General features: G+C 67.6%; 19 protein-coding genes and 2 tRNA genes. 10 read left to right on the top strand and 11 right to left on the bottom strand.

Annotated features, from left to right (window positions below):
* Nucleotides 1-412 precede the first annotated feature (412 nt).
* Entirely contained in the window at nucleotides 413-1531 is a 1119-nt protein-coding gene (locus tag F7P10_RS23965; protein WP_151012432.1) for a hypothetical protein, read from the top strand.
* Nucleotides 1532-1783: 252 nt separating this feature from the next.
* Here F7P10_RS23965 and F7P10_RS23970 read toward each other — a convergent pair whose 3' ends face one another.
* The 7 genes from F7P10_RS23970 to F7P10_RS24000 form a co-directional block, all read right to left on the bottom strand.
* Entirely contained in the window at nucleotides 1784-2335 is a 552-nt protein-coding gene (locus F7P10_RS23970; RefSeq protein ID WP_151012434.1) for an AAA family ATPase, read from the bottom strand.
* Between the two features lie 66 nt (nucleotides 2336-2401).
* Entirely contained in the window at nucleotides 2402-3127 is a 726-nt protein-coding gene (locus F7P10_RS23975; RefSeq protein ID WP_151012436.1) for a class I SAM-dependent methyltransferase, read from the bottom strand.
* A gap of 6 nt (nucleotides 3128-3133) precedes the next feature.
* Nucleotides 3134-4063 (bottom strand): glycosyltransferase family A protein, encoded by a 930-nt coding sequence (locus tag F7P10_RS23980; protein ID WP_151012438.1) that lies wholly within the window; start codon nucleotides 4061-4063, stop codon nucleotides 3134-3136.
* Nucleotides 4060-5274 (bottom strand): arylsulfotransferase family protein, encoded by a 1215-nt coding sequence (locus tag F7P10_RS23985; RefSeq protein WP_151012440.1) that lies wholly within the window; start codon nucleotides 5272-5274, stop codon nucleotides 4060-4062. The genes F7P10_RS23980 and F7P10_RS23985 overlap by 4 nt, the downstream gene beginning before the upstream one ends.
* Nucleotides 5264-6028, bottom strand: coding sequence for a creatininase family protein (locus F7P10_RS23990; protein ID WP_151012442.1), 765 nt, complete (start codon nucleotides 6026-6028; stop codon nucleotides 5264-5266). Before F7P10_RS23990 ends, F7P10_RS23985 begins: the two co-directional genes overlap by 11 nt.
* Before the next feature lie 40 nt (nucleotides 6029-6068).
* Nucleotides 6069-7043 (bottom strand): hypothetical protein, encoded by a 975-nt coding sequence (locus F7P10_RS23995; protein ID WP_151012443.1) that lies wholly within the window; start codon nucleotides 7041-7043, stop codon nucleotides 6069-6071.
* A gap of 12 nt (nucleotides 7044-7055) precedes the next feature.
* On the bottom strand, nucleotides 7056-8303 hold the full coding sequence (locus F7P10_RS24000; RefSeq protein WP_151012445.1) for a radical SAM/SPASM domain-containing protein: 1248 nt from the start codon (nucleotides 8301-8303) through the stop codon (nucleotides 7056-7058).
* Between the two features lie 227 nt (nucleotides 8304-8530).
* Between F7P10_RS24000 and F7P10_RS24005 the strand changes: the two genes are divergently transcribed.
* The 6 genes from F7P10_RS24005 (at nucleotide 8531) to F7P10_RS24030 (ending at nucleotide 12587) form a co-directional block, all read left to right on the top strand.
* The gene (locus F7P10_RS24005; RefSeq protein ID WP_218040130.1) at nucleotides 8531-9694 is read left to right on the top strand and encodes a helix-turn-helix transcriptional regulator; all 1164 of its coding nucleotides are present in this window, start codon (nucleotides 8531-8533) and stop codon (nucleotides 9692-9694) included.
* A gap of 22 nt (nucleotides 9695-9716) precedes the next feature.
* Entirely contained in the window at nucleotides 9717-10187 is a 471-nt protein-coding gene (locus tag F7P10_RS24010; RefSeq protein ID WP_151012447.1) for an NUDIX hydrolase, read from the top strand.
* A 190-nt stretch (nucleotides 10188-10377) separates the two neighbouring features.
* Nucleotides 10378-11310, top strand: a complete 933-nt coding sequence (locus tag F7P10_RS24015; RefSeq protein ID WP_176611636.1) for a helix-turn-helix transcriptional regulator — start codon at nucleotides 10378-10380, stop codon at nucleotides 11308-11310.
* A 10-nt stretch (nucleotides 11311-11320) separates the two neighbouring features.
* Nucleotides 11321-11533, top strand: a complete 213-nt coding sequence (locus F7P10_RS24020) for a DUF397 domain-containing protein (RefSeq protein ID WP_151012451.1) — start codon at nucleotides 11321-11323, stop codon at nucleotides 11531-11533.
* Nucleotides 11534-11889: 356 nt separating this feature from the next.
* Nucleotides 11890-12306 (top strand): ATP-binding protein, encoded by a 417-nt coding sequence (locus F7P10_RS24025; RefSeq protein ID WP_176611637.1) that lies wholly within the window; start codon nucleotides 11890-11892, stop codon nucleotides 12304-12306.
* Nucleotides 12303-12587 (top strand): hypothetical protein, encoded by a 285-nt coding sequence (locus tag F7P10_RS24030; protein WP_151012455.1) that lies wholly within the window; start codon nucleotides 12303-12305, stop codon nucleotides 12585-12587. The genes F7P10_RS24025 and F7P10_RS24030 overlap by 4 nt, the downstream gene beginning before the upstream one ends.
* 859 nt (nucleotides 12588-13446) lie before the next feature.
* On the opposite strand, the gene F7P10_RS24040 is transcribed toward F7P10_RS24030, so the two are convergent.
* The 3 genes from F7P10_RS24040 to F7P10_RS24050 form a co-directional block, all read right to left on the bottom strand.
* A complete protein-coding gene (locus F7P10_RS24040) occupies nucleotides 13447-14394 on the bottom strand; it encodes a tyrosine-type recombinase/integrase (protein WP_151012457.1) in 948 nt (315 codons plus the stop codon).
* Nucleotides 14395-14480: 86 nt separating this feature from the next.
* Nucleotides 14481-14554: transfer RNA gene (locus F7P10_RS24045), tRNA-Phe, on the bottom strand.
* Nucleotides 14555-14574: 20 nt separating this feature from the next.
* A tRNA-Asp gene (locus F7P10_RS24050) sits at nucleotides 14575-14652 on the bottom strand.
* Nucleotides 14653-14847: 195 nt separating this feature from the next.
* On the opposite strand from F7P10_RS24050, the gene F7P10_RS24055 reads away from it, so the two are divergent.
* Together F7P10_RS24055 and F7P10_RS24060 are read left to right on the top strand one after the other, a co-directional pair.
* Entirely contained in the window at nucleotides 14848-16437 is a 1590-nt protein-coding gene (locus F7P10_RS24055) for an adenylate/guanylate cyclase domain-containing protein (RefSeq protein ID WP_254715985.1), read from the top strand.
* A gap of 141 nt (nucleotides 16438-16578) precedes the next feature.
* A complete protein-coding gene (locus tag F7P10_RS24060; RefSeq protein ID WP_151012458.1) occupies nucleotides 16579-17484 on the top strand; it encodes a glycerophosphodiester phosphodiesterase family protein in 906 nt (301 codons plus the stop codon).
* On the opposite strand, the gene F7P10_RS24065 is transcribed toward F7P10_RS24060, so the two are convergent.
* Complete coding sequence (locus F7P10_RS24065) at nucleotides 17485-18360, bottom strand: LysR family transcriptional regulator (RefSeq protein WP_151012460.1); 876 nt, start codon at nucleotides 18358-18360, stop codon at nucleotides 17485-17487.
* Between the two features lie 229 nt (nucleotides 18361-18589).
* Here F7P10_RS24065 and F7P10_RS24070 point away from each other — a divergent pair, with 229 nt between their 5' ends.
* Entirely contained in the window at nucleotides 18590-19915 is a 1326-nt protein-coding gene (locus tag F7P10_RS24070; RefSeq protein WP_254715986.1) for a HAMP domain-containing sensor histidine kinase, read from the top strand.
* The last annotated feature ends 49 nt before the right edge of the window (nucleotides 19916-19964 follow it).

The following is a 19964-nucleotide window of genomic DNA, read 5'->3' on the forward strand; positions in this document are numbered from 1 at the left end:
AACCGCCCCCGCTTTTCAGGTCACACCGCCTGAGCGCTGTGCTGACCTGCGAAAACCCTGGTCGCTCGCGAGCGAGAAGCCGACAAACGGATTGTGTTCCCGATCAAGATACGTTCCCGATCAAGATACCACGTAGTGCTACGAGGGAGTTACCCAACGCTTGGGGGCAGCCTCACGGGACTCACCGCTTGGGCACGCAAGCCGCCGACGCGACCTCATGACCCTTTCCAACCTTGAGGACGAGTATCTGTGACTCACGATCCAGCCCCTGACCGGCCGGGGGCCGCTCCGGACCAATCGAAGCGCGCCGGGCGGGCAGCCCTCGGCGCGATGGGTTTACGGAAACCCGGCGAGTCGTGTGCGTGGGCGTTGGCAGACTGAGTGCCTCGTCAGACAGACGGAGGTCGAAGCAATGGCAACGACGTCAGCACCACTCCCTGAAGGCGTCATCAAGGTCGACGGCATGCTCTGGAAGCCGAAGCCTGGCGCGACCGCCACCGCCGAGGAGTTCACCGCAGCGCGGACGAGCTTCAGGGAGATCAACCGTGACGGCCGATGGAACCCTTGGGTGCTTGACGAGCGCCGCGCCGAACTCGATGAGGCGATGGCCATCATGGATCAGTGGACGCGGGCCGAACCCGGACACCGTCGGCTGACGATGAAGCAGATGGAAGCACGTTGGGAGCGCGAGGACCGCAGGTTGGAACGTGAGCGCGCCGCCGCCGATAAGCAGCGCGAGGCCCGCAAGAAGCACTACGACCCGGAGCGGGCGCAGGCACGGCTCTCGCTGCTCGAGGACCAGTCCTTTTTCGAGCATCTGCAGACGGAGTTGGTTGCGTTCCGGGACGGCTCGCGTTCCCCGGGCATGGAGTCGATCAAACGTCAGAAGGAGATGGCCGAGCTTGAAACCAAAATTGAGAGTGCCCAGAAGTCTGTGAAACGCCTTGAGGCTGAAGTGGGTGACCCGGAGGAGGTCATCGACGAAAACGGCTGGTTGCCCAGCGAGCGGCGTGATGACTTGCTTCTTCAGTACAAGTACGACCGGGAATTTGCGGTTCGGGACTTGCGGAAGCAGCTAGCCGAACTGCAGTCCGCCTACAAAGCCTCGAAGGACCGAAAAGAGCGCTCAGACCTGCGCTCCAAGATCAGCATATCCCAGCGTAAGATCGACGATCTGCTGGCGGTTCCTGAGCTTGCCGCCGAGCAGATGTGCAGCGAGTGCGCCACGCCGATGTTCAAGCACGGTTGGGTGACGCCGCCGTACGATGGCCCGTGCCCGGCCTGGCCAGGATGGGCGAAGCAGATACAACGGGCGCGGGAGATACTCAGAACTGCCGCCGAGGCGAACAAGCGGGATAAGAAGCCACCCGTACCGCCGCCTCCCAAGCCGGAACCTCTGGCCATTATACCGTCGGGGTTGCCTATCGCGGAGATCACGGCGCGCCTGACCGAGCTGCAAAAGCAATTCCCTGATGCCGAAGTGCGGCGCGGACGAGCGAACCGATGGGAGCTGTGGCCAGCGAAGAGGTAGACATGACGACCACCTGGCCGACTGCCTGGTTTAGGTGCAAAGCGCTCGCGTCAGCTAGTCTGCCTTGAGATTTTGTGCGAACGCAATTACCGAATAGCCGCCGTCTATAGGTGTACGACTTCGGTTCCAATGGCGAGGCGGCGGATGAAAGCAACGGCGATCGGCAAGTCTTTTTCCAGTGCTCGGGTGCTCGCTGCTTGCGCAATTGATTTTGAGTCGTGCTCGTAGCAAACAGTAGTTATTGAAGGTCAGCTATCCTCCGGTGGCGAAGGCGCCGATGTTGGGGATCGTCGGCTGGTAGCCGTCTGTGGTGTCGACGAGCAGGGTGGGGACGTCCATGCGGATCGGCTCCCAGGAGTCCAGCGAGTGCTGTCCGTTGGCGATCGCCTTGAGGAGATCGAGGTCGCCGTGGGCGGCTCGGTGGGCGCTCTCGCGGGCGCGTCGCGTGATCCGCTCATGGGCGGAGGCGGCGTTTACGGTGCAGCGGATGACGCGGAGATCGGCGAGGGCAGTGAGGGGCTCGAGGTTGGGCCGCCATAGCCGGTCTTGGAAGGCGGCTTCGGCGACGACGGTGACACCGGCGCTCAGCAGGGTCCTCAGCACGCTGAAGAAGGCGTCGAGGGTGGGGTGGTTGAGTGGGTCGTCGCCGCCTGCCTGGTAGCCGGGAGTGGACAGGACCATTCCCTGTTTGATCTCGTCACGGATGATCGCGGGGCATCCCAGGGTTTGGGCAAGTTCGTGGGCCAGGGTCGTCTTGCCGGTTCCGGGACCGCCGCTCACCACGGTCAACGTCGGAAGCGTCATGTGCAGATACTCCCACCGTGGACGGCGGCACGGGCAGAGGTCAGCATCTTCGGCGTGGATCACCGGTCAGCAGGTGGCCGTGGCCTTTGCGAGACGGTAGGCGATGAAGCCGGGTTCGCGGGTGAGCTTGGCGTAGTCGGATGGATGATGCTGGGACATTGTCCTCTGCGGCTGGTGCTCGACGAGGTTCTCGATCGCGAATCCTGCGGCGGTGAACTCCTCGATCCAACGCTCGAGGGGCTGGCGCCAGTACCAGTGTTTGAAACCGCGTGACCATTGCTGCTGTTCGTAGCGCTGCTCGAAATAGCCTCCGCCGCTGTCCAGCCAGTCGGCGGTGGGGTGGCTGGTGGACAGCACCAATCGGCCGTTGGGCCGCAAGACACGGTGCAGTTCACGCAGGGCGCCGACACGGTCATCGAGGTAGTGGATCACCAAAGCGGCCAGGACGAGGTCGACGGCGTGGTCGTCCAGCCAGTGCAGCGGTTCGTCCAGGTCGTGGCGTCGTAGATTTGCACCGGGACCGAGCCGTTGCCGGGCGGCGTTGATCATGTCGCTGCTCTGGTCGAAGCCGATCGTCTCGGCGCCTCTACGGTTCAGTTCGGCGAGGTAGAGGCCGGGACCGCATCCGGCATCCAGGACGCGTTTGCCGGCGACTTCGCCGAGCAGTTCGAGGACGGTCGGGCGGTCGTAGTGGGCGTTGTACGCGCTGACGGATGCCTCGGCGGCGAAGGTCTCGGCGAATCCGTCGTAGGTCGCTCTGCGGGCGCTGGTGGAGTGGTGGTTCGAGGACATGGCCGGTCATCCTTGCCGCTCGGTCGTGAGAGGGGCCCCTGGTGGCGGGATGATGCTGTCCAGGAGCGTGGGGTCTGCGGCTGCCCCATAGGTGAAGGCGGTGTACAGGGCGCGGATCGCGTGCTCGTACGCGTGGGCTGGGATCGGTTGCCGATGGGCGAGTCGTGCGTCGAGGCGAGCATCGAACTCGACGAACCAGGCACGGTAGGCGTCGATCTGTCGACGGTTTCTGGACGGTGCCCATTTGCGGTAGAGGGCCGCTCGGGCGGTGGTGAAGGGGGTGGGGCTTGTCTGGTAGGCCGTGGCAACGGCGCCGGAGGCGTGGGCGACCTGGTGGTACACGCTGGTGCATTCACCGAGGTGGGAGAACCGGTAGCCCAGGTCGTGGCGCAGGGCAAGCCACATGCCCCAGTCTTCGCAGTGGGTCATCTGCTCGTCGAACCGCACGGGAGTGTCGGCGAAGCTTCGGACCACGACTGATCCGGTGTGGATGTAGTTGGCGATGAGTAGGAAGTCGTCATCGAATGCGTAGTTTTTGCGGGGCAGGGCGGCGGTATGACGGGGGACGGCCTCGACCCAGCGCGGACTGACGAGCGCTCCACCGTAGACGACTTCTGCATGACCCGCCGTCAGTGCGCGGTGCGCGATTTCCAGGTGACGCGGAAGGAAGATGTCGTCGTCATCGAGGAACGCCAGGTATTCGCCGCCCGCTGTGGCCACGCCGAGGTTTCGGGCGTGGGAGACGCCTTTGCCGTCCGTCTCCAAAAGGCTCACGGGGAGTTCGTGTTTCCAGGAGTTGATGACCGCTTGGGGTGGGATGCCGCCATCGGCGATGACGATCACCTCGAAGTCGCGAGAGGTCTGGCGGGCCAGACTGCGCAGGGCCCGGTGCAGGGTGCCTGGACGGTTGCGGGTGGGGATGATGACGCTGATCACGGGCTGGTTCCTGCAGGGAGGGGTGCACGGTCAGTTCGGCACTGCACACGGAGCCATGCCAGGTGCCGGGCGTGGCTCGCGCCGCCGGACAGATGGACGGTCACGCCGGTGGGCGCCGCCGCGATCCGGTAGATCTCGCAGCGAGAGTTCGCGCTCGCCGACCGCTGGCGGGTGTGGATCTGAAGTGTCCAGGTGATGTGGCCGCCGCTCGTCACCTCGATGGCGCGGCCCGCCTGGGCATCGCTGATCAGGACGTTTCCGCTGGGAAGTCGTTCGCACCCGCCGGCCATCGGACTGAACAATGCCTGCGGTGGGTCTGCGGTGTACTGCCAGACGACGGCGCCGGTTACGGGGTCGAGCTCCAGGGGGCGGGAACGCCGCATCTTCTGCCCGTTGTCGAAGACGAGCAGGTTGCCGTTAGGGAGCGCGGAGGGCTGGTGCTGTGCTGACAACTCTTGTGGGCCCCACCACCAGCGCACTTGCTGTGCTCGCAGGTCCAGGACGGCAATCAGGTCGAGGTCGCGTAGGGAGACCAGTACGTCGCCGTTGTTCCACAGACCGTGAGGGTGGGTGTGCAGGATTTCGAGAGTGTTGGCGTGCAGGATGTCGCACGGGGAGCCCGGCAGGCCACGCAACATCCGCGAGGCGTCACGTCCTGTGCGGTCGCATAGGACGTCCAGGTTCGTCGGGGCGGTGGAACCGGGCGTCGTGATGCGCCGAGCGACTCGGCTGTCGATAAGCGAGCGGATGGCGGGTTGGGTGGTCAGCAAGTCGTAGAGGGAGTGGTTCTCCATAACGTTGCCCTCGGGACTGATGATGGTGATGAAGTTGTCTAGGACCACGTGTCGGCCACCCCTTCTGCGCACGGTGCGGGGCCGTTCGGTTAATGCGTAGATCTCCCCGCCGGGACCGAAATCCAGGTCATGATGCACCGGGAGCTCGGTCTTCCACGCGAGGGATGAGTTGGGTCGCAATTTCAGGAGGGCGTGCAGCGGAACCATGGCGTAAAGGCTGCCGTCGGCGGCGAGTTCTACGTGGTTCCAGCCGCGCAGGTAGGACGGCGGGTCGGTGGCGGGGTTGGGTTGGCCGGTGGTATTGCTCCAGGCGTGCACCAGGTCGCCGTCACGATCGACCAGGCACGCGAGCGGCCGGGGGTAGGAGGATGAGGGAGAGAACAGGAAGGCGTCCTGGGTGTTCGGCTCACCGTTCATCGGACTCGCCGAATTCCAGACGGACGGCGGCCGCCATTTCGTGAGCAACGCGCTCCGCGACCCGTTCGCCGAGGCGGGCGTCGGCTTCGGCGGCGGTGTACACGACGCCGGACTCGGTAGCGACATCGGTCGGGATCGGGAACATGTGATAGTTGATCCGGCGTGCTGGGGGTCGGGTGGGGGACGCTGGGGTGCGGTCGGGCTGGACGGCGTGCGGAGCGATGTGCATGACCAGGCTGGACTCCACCATGGCGGCGTGATGGTCGTCGGCGCGGTCCACGGCGGTTTCGGCGGCGAGACGATTCCGGAACTCCTCACCGACCACGTCCCACCAGTTCACGATCATCACGCGGGCGTCCGGCATATCACTTGTGAGAATGCGCGCCGACTCGCACAGGAAGCCGATGTTGTCGATCGCGGAGTTAACGATGACGAACTTGCGCATGCCGTGGCGAGCGAGCGCGGTCAGGACGTCGTTGATCAGGTGGGTGAAGGTCTGGCCGCTGATGTTGATGACTCCGGGGAAGTCGCCGCCGAGCCGTTGGGGCGGGGTGGCGACCCCGTATCCGATCGACGGTGTGACCAGTCCGTTGATCTGCTGAGCGAGACGGCCTGCGAAGTAGTCGCTGATCATCGTGTCGGAGGCCAGCGGCAGGTGTGGACCGTGCGGTTCGACTGCGCCCACAGGGACGACGGCGAAGGCATCGTGCGTGCGTGACTGTAGGTCGGGCCATGACATCTCGCCGAGCAGCATGAGCGTTCTCTCCAGGTCGGTGAACGATGGGGTTCTCGAGTCAGGCATCGGTCCAGCCGAGGCTCGGCACGTCGCGTTGGTACAGGTCCGCTGCGGCCTTGAGGTTCAGGAAGTCCTCCTTGTTGCAGCAGCTGCCGGCCGCGTCGCACGGCGCCCACGTCTGAGGACGGAGCCGGAGATCGAAATCGGGGTCCAGCACGTTGCCGTAGCAGTCGCGGTCCAGCGTTGAGTAGCGGGAGCAGCGGTAGGCGTTGCCGTGGATGTCGATGAACAGGTAGTCGTGCCCCGAGCGGCATGGACGTCCCTTCGGCGACTTCAAGCTCAGCAGTGTGACTCTCGTCAACTCCGGGTCTCCGCCCGCGGCGCTCACCGCATCGATCACCTGGGTTGCCGACCCGTGGTCGCGGATGGCCGGAACGGTGCGGGTCGGCTCGGTGGCGGAGGAAGTTCGCGATGGGGCGTACGGGTCGTAGCCCAGGTCGAGGTTGAACCGCAGTCCGGCTTGGTCGGCGGCGTCACTGAGTCGCTGAAGATCGTCGATGTCTCCGCTGGAGAACAGCAGGGCGTTGACGACCACGAAGCAGCCGTACGCGCGCTGGGCGAACTCCGCGGCGGCGATGAACTTCTCCATGCTCATCTGTGTTCGGTGCCAGGTGAGCCAGAGCGACAGCTTCCCGAGGTTCGCCGTCGACTCCATCGTCGGCAGCCGCCGCTGCAGCAGTGCGGCGTTGGACAGCAGCTCGACGAAACGGACGTTGGGTCGACGTGTCAGCCACGCTGCCTGTTGAAGGAAGAACGGGGAGGCGAACGGCTCTCCGAGGCTGCCCAGCCGAAGCGACACCTCGAAGGGGCGCGCTCCGATCCAGGACACGATCTCGGCGAAAGCGTCCCGGTCTGCCGGTGCCTCCCAGTCGTAGCGGCGGCTCTTCGACCAGGACCCGACGGACACGCAGTACGGGCAGTCGAGGTTGCACAGCCGTTGTGCCGCGACGTACCAGATTCTCAGCGGAGTCATGGGTACCCCTCGTCAGCCGAACGTCGCTAAGGGGCGGAAGTCGCGGCCCGGATAGTCGGGTTGTTGGTTGTGGCACCGGCGGCACAGGAAGTCGTCGTCGGCGTCGAGCACGCCGAAGACTTTGCGTCGTGCGGTGACCGCCATCTCGCTGGTCATGAGCTCGTCGATCGAGCCGTCCCGGATATGGCCGAACACCTCACGCTGGTGATAGTCGTTGCAGCACAGGAACAGGTCGCCGTCGACGCTGATGTTGGCGTGGTGCACCGGCCAGCCGCAGCCGGTCAGCCGCCCCGCCACGTGGACGTCCTGGAAGTGCTCGTTTCGTAGCTCGCCGGCTCGATCGCACGTCTGGCTCGCACACACCTGCGCCCCGAGAGGCTCGTAGCGGCGTCGGAGCGCATCGAGGTTTCGGGCAAGGCGTGCGCCTGCACCATTGACGACGATCTGAACGGGGAACCCGGCCTCCAGCGCCCGCTCCAGGTTCCGTGTGGTCTGCCGGTAGCTGCGCGAACCCGTCAGCTCGGCGAACTCGTCCTTATCGGCGCTCGGCAGGTTGACGATCAGATGCCGCAGGACGCTGTGCCGCCGCAGGCAATCGACCTTGTCGCCGGTGAGGGCCGATCCGTTGGTGTAGAGCGCGAGCTTCAAGCCGTACCGGGCCAGCACCTGCACCCGGTGGTTGAAGTACCGGTCCAGGGTGGGCTCGTTGAAGAACTGGAACGTCACGTACTCGAGCGTTGAGACGTCCGCGAGCTTGCCGATGACCTCCTCGAACAGATGCATCGGCATCGTCCGGCGGGGCTTGGGCTCTATGGACACCGGGCAGAAGCTGCAACCCCAGTTGCAATGGGAGGTGACCTCGATCTCCCCGGACACCAGGCGGTATTCACGGCATAGCTCGTCCGGTGCCTGCAGCCATCCACGCCGGACGGCCGAGGACACTCGTTCGGCACCGAATCTTCCGGCCAGCCTGGCCGCTCCACACGGTCGAGACGCGCACTCTCGGAGCATGTCCAGTACCAGTCGATCGGACTGCCAGACGATCGTGCGATCCAGTGCGACGAGCCCGAACAAGACGTCAGATCCGGGCGGCGCGCCGCTTGGGAACGTCGGCCCGAAGGTGTCGCTCATGTAGACCACCGGGGCCTCGTGGCCGGGCGTGACGTGGGTGAGGTACGGAGAGGTCTGCAGCAATCCAGGAAGGGACGACACTTCCTCGGCCGATCCTGGAGATGCTTCCGGGTGGGTGAATCCGTGCATGTTCGTCCGTCTCGGTCGGTAACGCGTAGGGGCGGCTCGCCCATCCCGGTTCCATCCGGTGCTATGGCGGAACTCGTTGCGGAGCCAGCGGTGAAGACGTTAGAACCTCGGCAAGGGATTCACCCGGAAAGAAAATCCGGGGTTGCTCACGGAGAATGATGATGTCTGATCACTTGGAACACCTTCCGCCCGGGCAACGTGTGGCCTGGCATCGCGTTCGGCGCGGCATGTCCCAGGAAGTTCTGGCCGGCCTGGTGGGGCGAACCGAGGACTGGCTCAGCAAGATCGAAAATGGGCGCGCGGTCCTCGACAGAGTCAGTGTGATCCGAGCACTCGCGGACGTACTGGGCATTTCGGTCTTCGAGATTATCGGCAATGAATCAGACCGATTCGATCGTTCGCAGTCCCGGCTATACCCCGATGTCAATCGGATTCGTTCCGCGTTGACCGACTACACGCAACTGTCACCCCTGCTGGCCGCATTGGAAGCCGCTCCCGGCCCGCCACCCCTGGACGTCCTGAGCGGCGACCTCGTCGCCGTGATGACCGCCTACCAACGGTCCGAGTACGGCCGCATGCTCCAGTCCCTCCCCGCGTTGCTCACGCAAACCCAATTGGCCACCCGGCATTGCCATCCCGAGCAGCGGCGCCGCGCCGACCGGCTCACGGCCTTGGCCGCTCAGTCCGCCGCGATGATCCTCACCAAGCTCGGCGAAAGCGACCTCGCCTGGATCGCCGCCCAACGAGGACTGGCCGCCGCAGAGCACTCCGAAGACACCGCCGTCATCGGATCGCTGCTCCGCTCGGTTATCCACGCGCTCCAGTCCCAAGGACGGCTGGACGACGCCAATGCAATGGCGGACCGGGCCATCACGTATCTGAGCCGGAAACTCGATCGCGACTCGCCCGGTCTCCTGTCGATCTACGGCACCCTGCTACTGCCGGCGGCCGTCGCAGCCGCGAAGGCCCAGGACCGCACCAGCGCCCAGGGGTACCTTGACCGAGCCGAAAAGACTGCCCGCGCGCTGGGCGGAGACGCCAATCACCTGTGGACGGCCTTCGGACCCACCAACGTCCAGATCCACCGCGTCACCACCGCGATGGCCCTCGGCGACGTACCCGTCGCACTCGAACTCATCCCCGGCATCGACACTTCCGGGCTGCCCACCGAACGCGCCATCCGTCACGCCCTCGAGGTCGTCAATGCCTACTGGGCGCGCAACAAGATCGATGAGGCGATCGGCGAGCTGCTCGCCGCAGAACGGCGGGCACCGGAGCAGGTCCGCACACACATAATGAGCCGCCAGCTCGTGATGAAGCTTCGCGCCACCACGCTCGGCCGCCGCAGCCGTCCGCTGGCCGACCTCGCTCACCGGATGAACGTCATCTGACGGATCTTCTACGCTCAACCCCGTGAGCGACGACCCAGCCGACAGCTTCACCCGCGCCCGAGCGGCCGCAGGCGTCCTGTTCTTCAACGACCGCGACCAGGTGCTCCTGGTCGACCCCTCCTACAAGAGCTACCGTGACATCCCTGGCGGCTACATCGAACACGGGGAAACACCCCGGCAAGCCGCGGGCCGGGAGGTCACCGAGGAGCTGGCCATCAACCCGCCCGTCGGCCGTCTGCTCGTCGCCGACTGGGCGCCGAACGACACCGAAGGCGACAAAGTCCTGTTCATCTTCGACGGCGGCACACTCGCTGACGACCAGCTCGCCGCCATCAAGCTCGACCCGAACGAGCTGACCGGTTACGGCTTCCATAACGTCGACCAAGCCCACGAGCTGACGATCAGCCGTCTGGCCCGTCGCATCGTTCACGGCCACGCCGCCAAACAGGACGGCACCACCCGCTACCTGGAGCACGGTGAGTGGTCGTGTTGACCTCCTGTCGACGAATCACCGGATCAGGCAGCCGCCGTGGCAGTGCGCAGGGCTCGACTTCTTGCTCACTGAGTGCTGGCGATTAGCTCGTCTGCCGCCTGCATGAGATCCCTGGCGGCCGAACGACTCTCGTGGGGCACCCGACTCCGAGACCCTCAGCACCCTCCCGGTGTTGATGAAGCAGGGCCCCATGAGGGCGGACGTGTATACGCTGCATGTTCCAAGTACGTGGCAGTCGGTGTTCTATGACGCGGGGTGGGAGTTGATCAGTCCGTACGTGCGTCGTCTGCGGCTTGCGGCGGAGTTGCGCGAGCTGCGGGAGCGGACCGGGGTCTCGGCGCAGGAACTGGCCAAGAGCTCCGGCGTGTACCGGCAGATGATCAGCAAGCTGGAGAACGCGCACGTCGCACCAGGCCAGGAGGACGTGCAGCGGCTCCTGGACGTCCTCGGCGTCGAGGGCGACGAATGGACCCAGCTCGTGCAGATCACCGCGGAGGCGGCGTCGCACGGCTGGTGGGAGTCCTCGGGGATCGGTGAGCGCCAGGCCAGGTTCGCCAACCTGGAGGCCGGCGCGAACGTGATCCGCGAGTACCAGCAGAACCTGATCCCAGGGCTGTTGCAGACCGAGGAGTTCATCTCCACGCGCTTGGCCAACACCGAGCTGCCGTTGCCGCCAGACGCCGAGGTCGCCGGTGTGCTGAAGGGACGGGTCGGTCGGCAGCGGATGCTGCACCGTCCGAACGGCCCGTCTTACGAGGTGATCCTGGACGAGGTCGTGCTGCGTCGTCGTTCGGTTCCGGCGGAGGTGTTCCGGCGCCAGCTCGGGCACATCGTCGACCTGTCGGCGCGGGACGATCGGGTGACGGTGCGGGTTCTGCCCGTGGACGCCGAGATCCCCGGGTACAACATCCCTGAATGTTCGTTTTCGATGTACACCTATCCCGACAGCGGTGACCCGAAGGTGGTGGCTCTGGAAGCGGTGACCACCGACCTCGTCCTCACCGATCCGGAGCAGATCGCGCAGTTCGAGATGGTGTACGGCGGTCTCGCCCGTGCAGCCCTGTCGGCGGAGCGGTCACGCGAGATGCTGACGGACGTCGCAGAGTCTCTCTCCTTGCACTAGGAAGATCATCATGAGTGGTCGCGAACGGTACGTCGGGTGGCGCAAGTCCTCGCACAGCGGAACGGGCAACAACTGCGTCGAGGTTGGGCGGGCCGCTGGGGGGCCGGTCGTCGGTGTCAGGGACACCGCGTCCGGAGACGCCGGTGCAGTGCTGGAGTTCGGCGTAGAGAGCTGGGCGGTGTTCTTGGCGGATGTCCGCGCGGGTGGGTATCGCCTGCGGTAGGCAGTCAGCCGAGCAGGGGGCCAGTAGGGGTCGGAGTGTCATACTTCGACCCCTTTCTCATGTTTGCGTAATGGAATTTATGCGGAGCGTCATCGAACCCCTTGCGATCGCTGTTGCGACAGTCGCATACTCGTGACAGTCGCAAAGCAAGGACAGTCGGCACCGATGTTCGTTGCCCTCGCGCAGCCGCATGTCGAACGGCACTTCCGTGAGCCGACTGTCGTCCGTTCGCAGGCTCATAGTCAGGAGCGACAAGCATGCCTGTGTCACCGACCGCGTCCCCGCTGCGCGCCCCTGCCGCTGTCAGCGCGAGCCCCCCGCGCCACGACGACGGAGATCGCAGGGCATGCGTGGGCTTGGCTGCCCTTCCGGCCGCGATTCCCCTCGTCCGCTCGTTCACACGAGCCAAGCTGTCGGCATGGGGGCTGGAGACCGAGTACGGCTGGGAGTGCCTCCAGGTACTGTCCGAACTCGTCACCAACGCCTTCGATGTCACCGGAGAACCGGTCCACGGAGACCTGCTCGCCCTAGATGAGCCGGCGCTGATCCTCATCCAGCTCCGGATCTCGTCCCGACACCTCGTGGTGGAGGTCCGCGACTCCGGGGACGGTCGTCCGTGCATCCCCTGCACTGGTCTCAGCGACGAAGGAGGGCGCGGGCTCCGACTGGCGACGATGCTCGCCGGAGAATGGGGCTGGTACCCCGTCACAGCACCGAGGACGGGCAAGGTCGTCTGGGCCTCGTGGCCACTCGGCGGAGAATGCGCCTCGTGAGGCTGTGGCTACGCCGACTCGTCCGGCGCCGGGCGGCCGTCCCGCTGCCCTTCGCGCTCATCCTCCCCGACGAGATGTCCGCGCTCGACCTCGTCGACAGCGTCGGGCTCGCCCTCGCCTGTTCCCGTGACGTCCTGGCTGCGGAGGCAGAGCAGGCGCAATCCCAAGCTCATGAGGAGGGCGACCGAGTACATCGCGCCTACCTGAGTGGTCGAGCGGACGCGCTGGCCGAGGCCGTAGCGCGCACCGACACCGCGATGGCGAACCTGATCGCCCGGTAGGTGCCGGGTCCTGACGGCAGGCGGCTCCCGAGCTCGGGAGCCGCCTGTCGGCGTTCCTGCCCGGTTGCGTTCCTGCCGTCGCCGCGCTCCGCCGCCGCGGGGCAAGAAATGGAAATCGTGCACTTATGGCTGCCGGACCGGGCGCGGTCCGGGCGGCGGACGGGATCGGGCGCGATCCCGGAGAGTGCGGACGGTGCTCGGCGAGCGCGGACGGAATCCGGCGGCGGCGCGGACGGTGCGGCGGCGAAGGCGGCGAGGCGCCGAACTCCGCACCGTGAACGGCTGGCGGACGGCCTTCTACCCTGCCGTGTGCTCCTGGGAGCTGAGACACGCCCGGAGAGGTGGAAGGAGGGCTACAGGGGCAGGGGCGTCTGCCGTGCGGTCGAGGTCTGCGACAGGAGACGGTCGGGCTCTTGCGACCGGAGCCGGTCTCGGATAACAGTTGCGGCCTTTAGATGCTCGACACGCCTGCTGGCTACTTTGATTGACCATGCGCCCATGCTTCGTGCATCGTCGCAGCAGCGACGCTCGTTGTCGTGTGCGGAGGTAGTTCGGTCCGTCGATATGAGGAGGTTGCCATCGCGGCGATCGACAAGCGGATCGCGGCGCTCGTCTCCTGGAGCAAGACGGGGGATCGGAAGAGGAGGACGAGACCGGCTCGGGATGCGTTTCTCGCCAGGTTCGAGCGGGAGGTCGACCCCGACGGGGTCCTGGCTCCGGAAGAACGGCGAGCACGGGCTGAGTTGGCGAAGCGGGCTTACATGCTGAAGCTGGCCAAGCGGTCGGCGCAGGCGAGGAAGAAGGGTTGAGGGGATGACCGAGGCCCCGGTGCGGATGCGCCGGGGCCTCTTGGCGGTTGTTAGTCGTCTTCCATGATGCGGTCGTAGGTGCGGCGGGCTCTTGTGCTGGCGGCGCTGCGGCCGTAGCGGCGGAGCATCTGGGGTGATGACCAGCCGTTGAGTTCCATGAGGTCGCCTTCGGCGCCGCCCTTGTCGAGCCAGGTGTGGGAGAAGTGGTGGCGGAACTTGTGCGGGTGGACGGCGACGCCGCATGCTTCGCCGCGGCGGACGACCATCTGGTAGATGCCGTTGGCGGTCATGGGCGGGCGGTTGTTGGTGCCCAGCCACAGGCGGCGGCTGGACGCGTACGTGTGCTTGTTGCGGATGCGGATGTAGCGGTCGATGGCTCGGGCCGACGGGTGGCCGAAGCGCACGATGCGCTGCTTGTTGCCCTTGCCGTGGACGAGGAGTTCGCGGCGCATGAGGTCGAGGTCGCTGCGGTCGGGTTCGTCGGGGTCGTAGGTGATGCCGGCGAGTTCGGACAGGCGCAGGCCGGTGGCCTTGAAGAGGGTGAGGATCGCGTAGTCGCGGCGTTGGGTGAAGTTCTTGCCCTCGCAGTGCTTGAGGAGCTTGGCGAGTTCCTCGTCGGTGAAGACCGGGACGACTTTTTCGCCGACCGAGGGCGGGCGGAGCTTGGCCATCGGGTCGGGGAGGTCTTCGTCGGTGGACCACCATTTGAAGAACTGCTGGAGGGCTCGGTACTGGTTGTTCGCGTAGCTGTCCGAGTACTGGTCGAGGAGGTGGACGATCCACGCGCGGACGTCGTCGGGTGTGACGTCTTCCCAGTCGGAGTGCTCGGTGTTGCGGCGGAGATGTGCGGCTGCGAACCATTGCGCCGATTCGGCGTAGGTTCGTACCGTCTTGGGAGACTTCCCCTCAGCGTTGAGGTGGAGGATGAACGAGTTGATCGCGGCCTGGAAGGTGCCTGCTCGGAGGTCCTTCGGACGCCGCGTACGGGCGGTACCCATCAGGAGAAAGTTTTCCTCTGTTCAAGCGGTATACACCGACGGTGATCAATCCGTTACCGGTGTTCTCGCTGATCAGAGGGTGAAGGTGGGCAGGGGCGGGGTCGAACCGCCGACCTTCCGCTTTTCAGGCGGACGCTCGTACCGACTGAGCTACCTGCCCATGACGTGCTGTCGCACGTCTGGCGGTCCTGACGGGATTTGAACCCGCGGCCTCCACCTTGACAGGGTGGCGAGCACTCCTAACTGCTCCACAGGACCTTGCGTGTCCGAGCCTAGTGGCTCGGGGGTGTGTCTTGACCGGTGTTCCGGTCTTTGGCGACGTCCGAGAGCATACGCGATGCCCGTGGGTGGCGCCAACTCGGTTATCGGGGGGAGGTGGGGAGGGCGGGTGTGCCCCGGGGCCGTATCCGCAGGGGCGTGGGATGATCCGGATGGACGGTCGGGGAGGCCCACGTGAGCCGCAGGAGCATGCTCGAGATACGTGTGCGCTGGGTCCTGCTGGTGGTCGTCGTGGTCGCGAACGTCGTCGGTGGGCTCGTGGTGCTGCTGTTCGCGACGTTCGTGGTTCCCGATCCGCCGCTGGACGATCCCGAGTACGTCCACCTGGTGAACGCGGTGGCGTTCTTCAGCTATCCGGTGATCGCCGGGCCCGGTGCCTTGGTGCTGGGGTTGTGGTTGTGGCGGCCCGTGGTGCGGCTGGTGCGGGACGGGGGTGAGCCCGACCGGGAGCAGAAGCGTGCCGTGTTGCTGGGGCCGCTCCGGTTGACGTTGCTGGTCGGGTGTCTGTGGGCTGTGGGGGCGGCCGGGTGGGCGCTGCTGGATCTGGTGCTGTTCACCGGACGGCTCGCCGTGAAGACCGGGCTGACGTGTTTGCTGGGCGCGGCGACGACGTGCACGATCGTGTACCTGTTGTCGGAGCGGTTGCTGCGGCCCGCGGCGGCGCTGGTGCTGGCGGCGGAGCCGCCGCGCCGGTTCCGGTTGCCGGGGGTGACGACGCGGGTGATGCTCGCGTGGGCGCTCGGGACGGCGATCCCGGTGTTCGGGCTGATCTGCGTGGCGATCGCCGCGCTGGCGGCTCCGGACATCGACGTGACGCAGCTGGCGGTGACGACGCTCGGGCTGGGCGGGGCCGCGCTGACCGCCGGGATGTACGTGACGTACATGGCGACGCGGGCGATCGCCGATCCGATCAAGTCCGTCCGGACGGGCATGGCGCACGTCGAGCGCGGGGACCTGCGGACGGTCGTGGAGGTGTACGACGCGAGCGAGGTCGGGCAGCTCCAGGCGGGGTTCAACCACATGGTGTCGGGCCTGCGGGAGCACGAGCGGCTGCGGGATCTGTTCGGCCGGCACGTCGGCGAGGAGGTCGCGGACCTCGCACTCGAACGGGACGTGACGCTCGGTGGGGAGGTCCGCGAGGTCGCGGTGCTGTTCGTCGATCTCGCGGGGTCCACGCGGCTGGCGCAGACGCGGGGACCGGACGAGGTCGTGGGGCTGCTCAACCGGTTCTTCGGGGGCGTGGTGTCGGTGGTGGGGCAGTACGGCGGGTGGATCAACAAGTTCGAGGGGGACGCCGCGCTCGCGATCTTCGGGGCGCCGAGCGAGCTGGAGGACGCGGCGGGCGGGGCGCTCGGCGCGGCGCGCGAGCTCGCGGTGCGGCTGCGGGCGGACGTGCCGGAGCTGGACGCGGGGATCGGCGTGTCGGCGGGTGAGGTCGTCGCGGGGTACATCGGCGCCGAGCAGCGGTTCGAGTACACGGTGATCGGCGATCCGGTGAACGAGGCGGCGCGGCTGAGCGATCTGGCGAAGGTGTCGCCGCGGCGGGTGCTGGCGTCGGGGACGGTGCTGGGGCTGGCGCATCTGGCGGAGGCCGGGCGGTGGGACGTCGGCAAGCCAGTGACGCTGCGGGGGCGGACGCGCCCGACGCGGCTCGCGGTGCCGCGGCGGCCGGAGGTGCCGGTGCAGCCGGGGCGGAGGCGGCGGGTGCTCGGCGCGTTCGTGCTGCTCAGGGGCCGCCGTCCGGAGCCCGAAGACGCGGAGTGATCTTTCCCGCGTGCCGGGCCGCGCGAGGCCGGTGCGGGATGTCACCGTCTGTACATGATCTGCTACCGAGCTGTCATGCCGCGGTCACACTGCGGGCTCAGTGTCGAGGACGGACGAGTCGCCCGGCTTCGAGAGGTGAAGATGTACGGACGGAAGCGACTGGTGATCGCGGCGGTCGTGTCGGCGGCGGTGGTCACCGGTCCCTCGGCGCAGGCCGTGGTGGACCCGAGCCCTGTTCTCTTCGGGGACCCGGCGGTGCTCCTGCGGGCTCCGGGGCCGGTGGGCGTCGCGCATCGCGGCGCGTCCGGCGCGGCGCCGGAGAACACGCTGGCGGCGTTCCGGACGGCCGCGCGGATGGGTGCGGACATGTTCGAGATCGATGTCCAGGAGACCAAGGACCACAAGATCGTTCTCCTGCACGACTCCACGCTCGCCCGGACGACGAACGTGGAGGAGGTGTTTCCCGGGCGGAAGCCTTGGCGGGTCTCCGATTTCACCTTGGCGGAGGTAAAGCGGCTGGACGCCGGATCCTGGTTCGGGGATCGCTTCTCGAAGGAGGGCGTGCCGACGCTGGCGGAGGTCATGCGGGAGATGCGGCCCACCGGCCTCGGGATGCTGGTGGAGCTCAAGGACCCGGCGCGGTATCCGGGGGTGGAGAAGCGCGTGGCGGCGGTGCTGCGGGGCGACAAGTACTGGACGGCCCCGGACTCGCGCGAGCGGCGGCTCGTCGTGCAGTCGTTCGACTGGGCGTCCGTGCGGCGCTTCCACAAGGTCATGCCGGACGTGCCGACGGCGCTGATCGGCAAGCCCAAGGCGTCGACGCTGGCGGGGCACGCCCGCTACGCCGACCAGATCAACCCGAACCACCGCGAGCTGACCGCGGCGTACGTCCGGAAGGTGCACGCCGCCGACATGGACGTGCTGACCTGGACGGTCAACGACGCCGCCGGCATGCGCAGGGTGCTGGGCCTCGGGGTGGACGGCGTGATCACCGACCGGCCGGACGTGTTCCGGAAGGTCGTGCGGTCCGGGGCGGCGGCCGCCTGATCAGTCGCGGCGCGCTCGGGCGGTGAGCGCTCGCGCGGCGGGGCTGCGGGGTCCCTCGGCGCGCCAGGCGAGCACGACCCGCCCGCGGAGCCGGGGCCGGACGATCGGCAGGACGTGCAGGTCCGCGGCGAACGCCTCGACCGCGGACGCGGGGACGACGGCGACGCCGAGGCCGCGCGCGGCGAGTTCGGCGAGGACGGGCGGTTCGGCGGCCTCGAACGCCACCCGGGGCCGGAGCCCGGCGGCCGCGCAGGCGCGGTCGAGGACGGCCCGCACGCCCGTCCCGCGCGGCAGGCTGATCAGCGCGTGCTCGGCGAGGGCGCGCAGGGGGACCGTGGCGCGTCCGGACAGGGGGTGGTCGCGGGCGGCGGCGGCGATGAGGTCCTGCTCGAAGACGACCTCGGTCGCGAGCCCCTCGGGCGGTTCGTCCCCGACGCTGAGGAACGCGAGGTCGACGCGCCCGGCGCGGAGTTCCCCGGCGAGGGTCGCGGAATCATGCTGGACGACTGTGATCTCCACGTTCGGGTGGTCGCGGTGGAAATCGGCGAGCATGCCCGGGAGGTCCAGGGCGGCGACCCAGTCGAACGTCCCGATCGTGACGTGGCCGCGCAGCAGGCCCGTCAGCTCGTCCACCGACCGGCGGGCCCCGTGGACGGCGGCGAGGGCGGCCCGCGCGTACGGCAGGACCAGCTCGCCCGCCTCGGTGAGCCGGACCGTCCGCCCGGACCGGTCGAGCAGCGGCTGCCCCAGTTCGCGTTCGAGCTGCCGGATCTGGGCGCTGACGCCGGGCTGGGCGACGTGCAGCCGGGCGGCGGCCCTCGTGAAACTGGCCTCCTCGGTCACCGCGACGAAGTACTCGAGCTGGCGCAGTTCCATGCGCCCGATGCTAAACACCCGGACGGTCGCGGCCGGCCGGTATCGGCGAGTCGGCCGCCGGTCGCGCGGCGCGGAGCCGGAACCGCTGGTCACGGCATGCTTCGGGTAACCACTTCTTTCGGGATCCTTTGCTGCGAGACGCCCCTTTCGAGGACTGGATCCGGTCCTGTGGGTGATTACCTCGCCTGCGGGAGGTCGGGTGTTCGGACGGCGCACATGGTCCATACGGGTGCGGACGACCGTCATGGCCGGGACGGTCACCGTCCTCATCTGCGCGGTCCTGGCCACGCTGATCGTCATCGGGGTGCGCACCCGGGCCGTGGACTACCGGCGCGAGGACGCCGCCGCGGCGGCGCTGCAGATGGTGTTCCTCGTCAAGCAGGGCCGGGTGCCGGCGGAGCTGAAGTCGCCGCGGGACGTGACGCTCCAGGTCCTGGACCAGCGCGGGGCCGTCGTCGCGGGCACGCCGGAGGTGCGCGGCGAGTCGCGGATCGCCCGGTTCGTCCCGGAGCGGACGACGGTCTACGCCGTCCGGGAGCTGTGCCCCCCGGCGGGGCTCGAGGGCTGCATGGAAGTGGTCGCGTTCCGCGTGTACGAGCCCGAGGGCGACTGGATCGTCTACGCCGCGGTTCCGGCGACGCCCTGGTACGTGAGCTCCAGCCTGGTCACCGTCCTGCTGAGCCTGTCGTTACTGGTCACCCTGCTGGCGTGCCTGCGGACGTGGGGGACCGTCGACCGCACGCTCGTCCCGGTGGACGCCATCCGCGCCGAGTTGACGGAGATCACGGCGAAGAAGTCCGGACGGCGCGTCACGGTGCCGGAGAACCGGGACGAGCTGCGGCGGCTCGCCGTGGCCGTGAACGCGACCCTCGACCGGCTGGACGCCGCGCTGGAGCGCCAGCGGAGCTTCACCTCCGACGCGTCGCACGACCTGCGCAGCCCCATCGCGGCCGCGCGCGCGCAGCTGGAGGAGGCGCTCATGTACCCGGAGGAGGTCGACTGGCCGGGGACGGGACGGACGGTGCTGCAGAGCCTCGACCGCCTCCAGGCGATCGTCACGGACCTCCTGGAGCTCGCGCGGCTGGACGCGACGGCCTGGCGGGGCGACGAGATCGTCGACCTGGGGGCGATGGTGACGATCGAGCTGGCCCGGTCGGAACGCTCCAAGCGGGTCGTCCCGCAGATCCTGGACGACGTGACGGTGCGCGGCGACCGGCTCCGCCTCGTCCGGCTCTTCACGAACCTGCTCGACAACGCCGAACGGCACGCCGAGTCGCGCGTCGACGTGCGCGTCCTGAGCGTGGACGGCGACGCGTGCCTGGAGGTGGTCGACGACGGGGCGGGCATCGCCGAACGGGACCGGGAGCAGGTGTTCGAGCGGTTCGCGCGGCTGCGGGCCGGGAAGGAGCGGGACCCCGCCGGCACCGGGCTCGGGCTGCCGATCGCCCGCGAGATCGCGCGGGCGCACGGCGGCGACCTGACGATCGAGGACAGTGACCGCGGTGCCCGGTTCGTCCTGCGCATCCCGGGAGCGAAGCGCGACGGCGCGCACTGAAACGCGGCGGAAGGGCATGGAAACGCAAAGAACCCCGCGACTTTCGCGG

It is taken from the genome of Actinomadura sp. WMMB 499, assembly GCF_008824145.1.
Classification (GTDB): Bacteria; Actinomycetota; Actinomycetes; order Streptosporangiales; family Streptosporangiaceae; genus Spirillospora.

Excerpts from the sequence above, each read along its gene's own strand:
- F7P10_RS23965 (WP_151012432.1), top strand. The coding sequence starts at position 413 with ATGGCAACGACGTCAGCACCACTCCCTGAAGGCGTCATCAAGGTCGAC.
- F7P10_RS23970 (WP_151012434.1), bottom strand. The coding sequence starts at position 2,335 with ATGACGCTTCCGACGTTGACCGTGGTGAGCGGCGGTCCCGGAACCGGC.
- F7P10_RS23975 (WP_151012436.1), bottom strand. The coding sequence starts at position 3,127 with ATGTCCTCGAACCACCACTCCACCAGCGCCCGCAGAGCGACCTACGAC.
- F7P10_RS23985 (WP_151012440.1), bottom strand. The coding sequence starts at position 5,274 with ATGAACGGTGAGCCGAACACCCAGGACGCCTTCCTGTTCTCTCCCTCA.
- F7P10_RS23990 (WP_151012442.1), bottom strand. The coding sequence starts at position 6,028 with ATGCTGCTCGGCGAGATGTCATGGCCCGACCTACAGTCACGCACGCAC.
- F7P10_RS23995 (WP_151012443.1), bottom strand. The coding sequence starts at position 7,043 with ATGACTCCGCTGAGAATCTGGTACGTCGCGGCACAACGGCTGTGCAAC.
- F7P10_RS24000 (WP_151012445.1), bottom strand. The coding sequence starts at position 8,303 with ATGCACGGATTCACCCACCCGGAAGCATCTCCAGGATCGGCCGAGGAA.
- F7P10_RS24005 (WP_218040130.1), top strand. The coding sequence starts at position 8,531 with ATGTCCCAGGAAGTTCTGGCCGGCCTGGTGGGGCGAACCGAGGACTGG.
- F7P10_RS24015 (WP_176611636.1), top strand. The coding sequence starts at position 10,378 with ATGAGGGCGGACGTGTATACGCTGCATGTTCCAAGTACGTGGCAGTCG.
- F7P10_RS24020 (WP_151012451.1), top strand. The coding sequence starts at position 11,321 with ATGAGTGGTCGCGAACGGTACGTCGGGTGGCGCAAGTCCTCGCACAGC.
- F7P10_RS24040 (WP_151012457.1), bottom strand. The coding sequence starts at position 14,394 with ATGGGTACCGCCCGTACGCGGCGTCCGAAGGACCTCCGAGCAGGCACC.
- F7P10_RS24060 (WP_151012458.1), top strand. The coding sequence starts at position 16,579 with ATGTACGGACGGAAGCGACTGGTGATCGCGGCGGTCGTGTCGGCGGCG.
- F7P10_RS24065 (WP_151012460.1), bottom strand. The coding sequence starts at position 18,360 with ATGGAACTGCGCCAGCTCGAGTACTTCGTCGCGGTGACCGAGGAGGCC.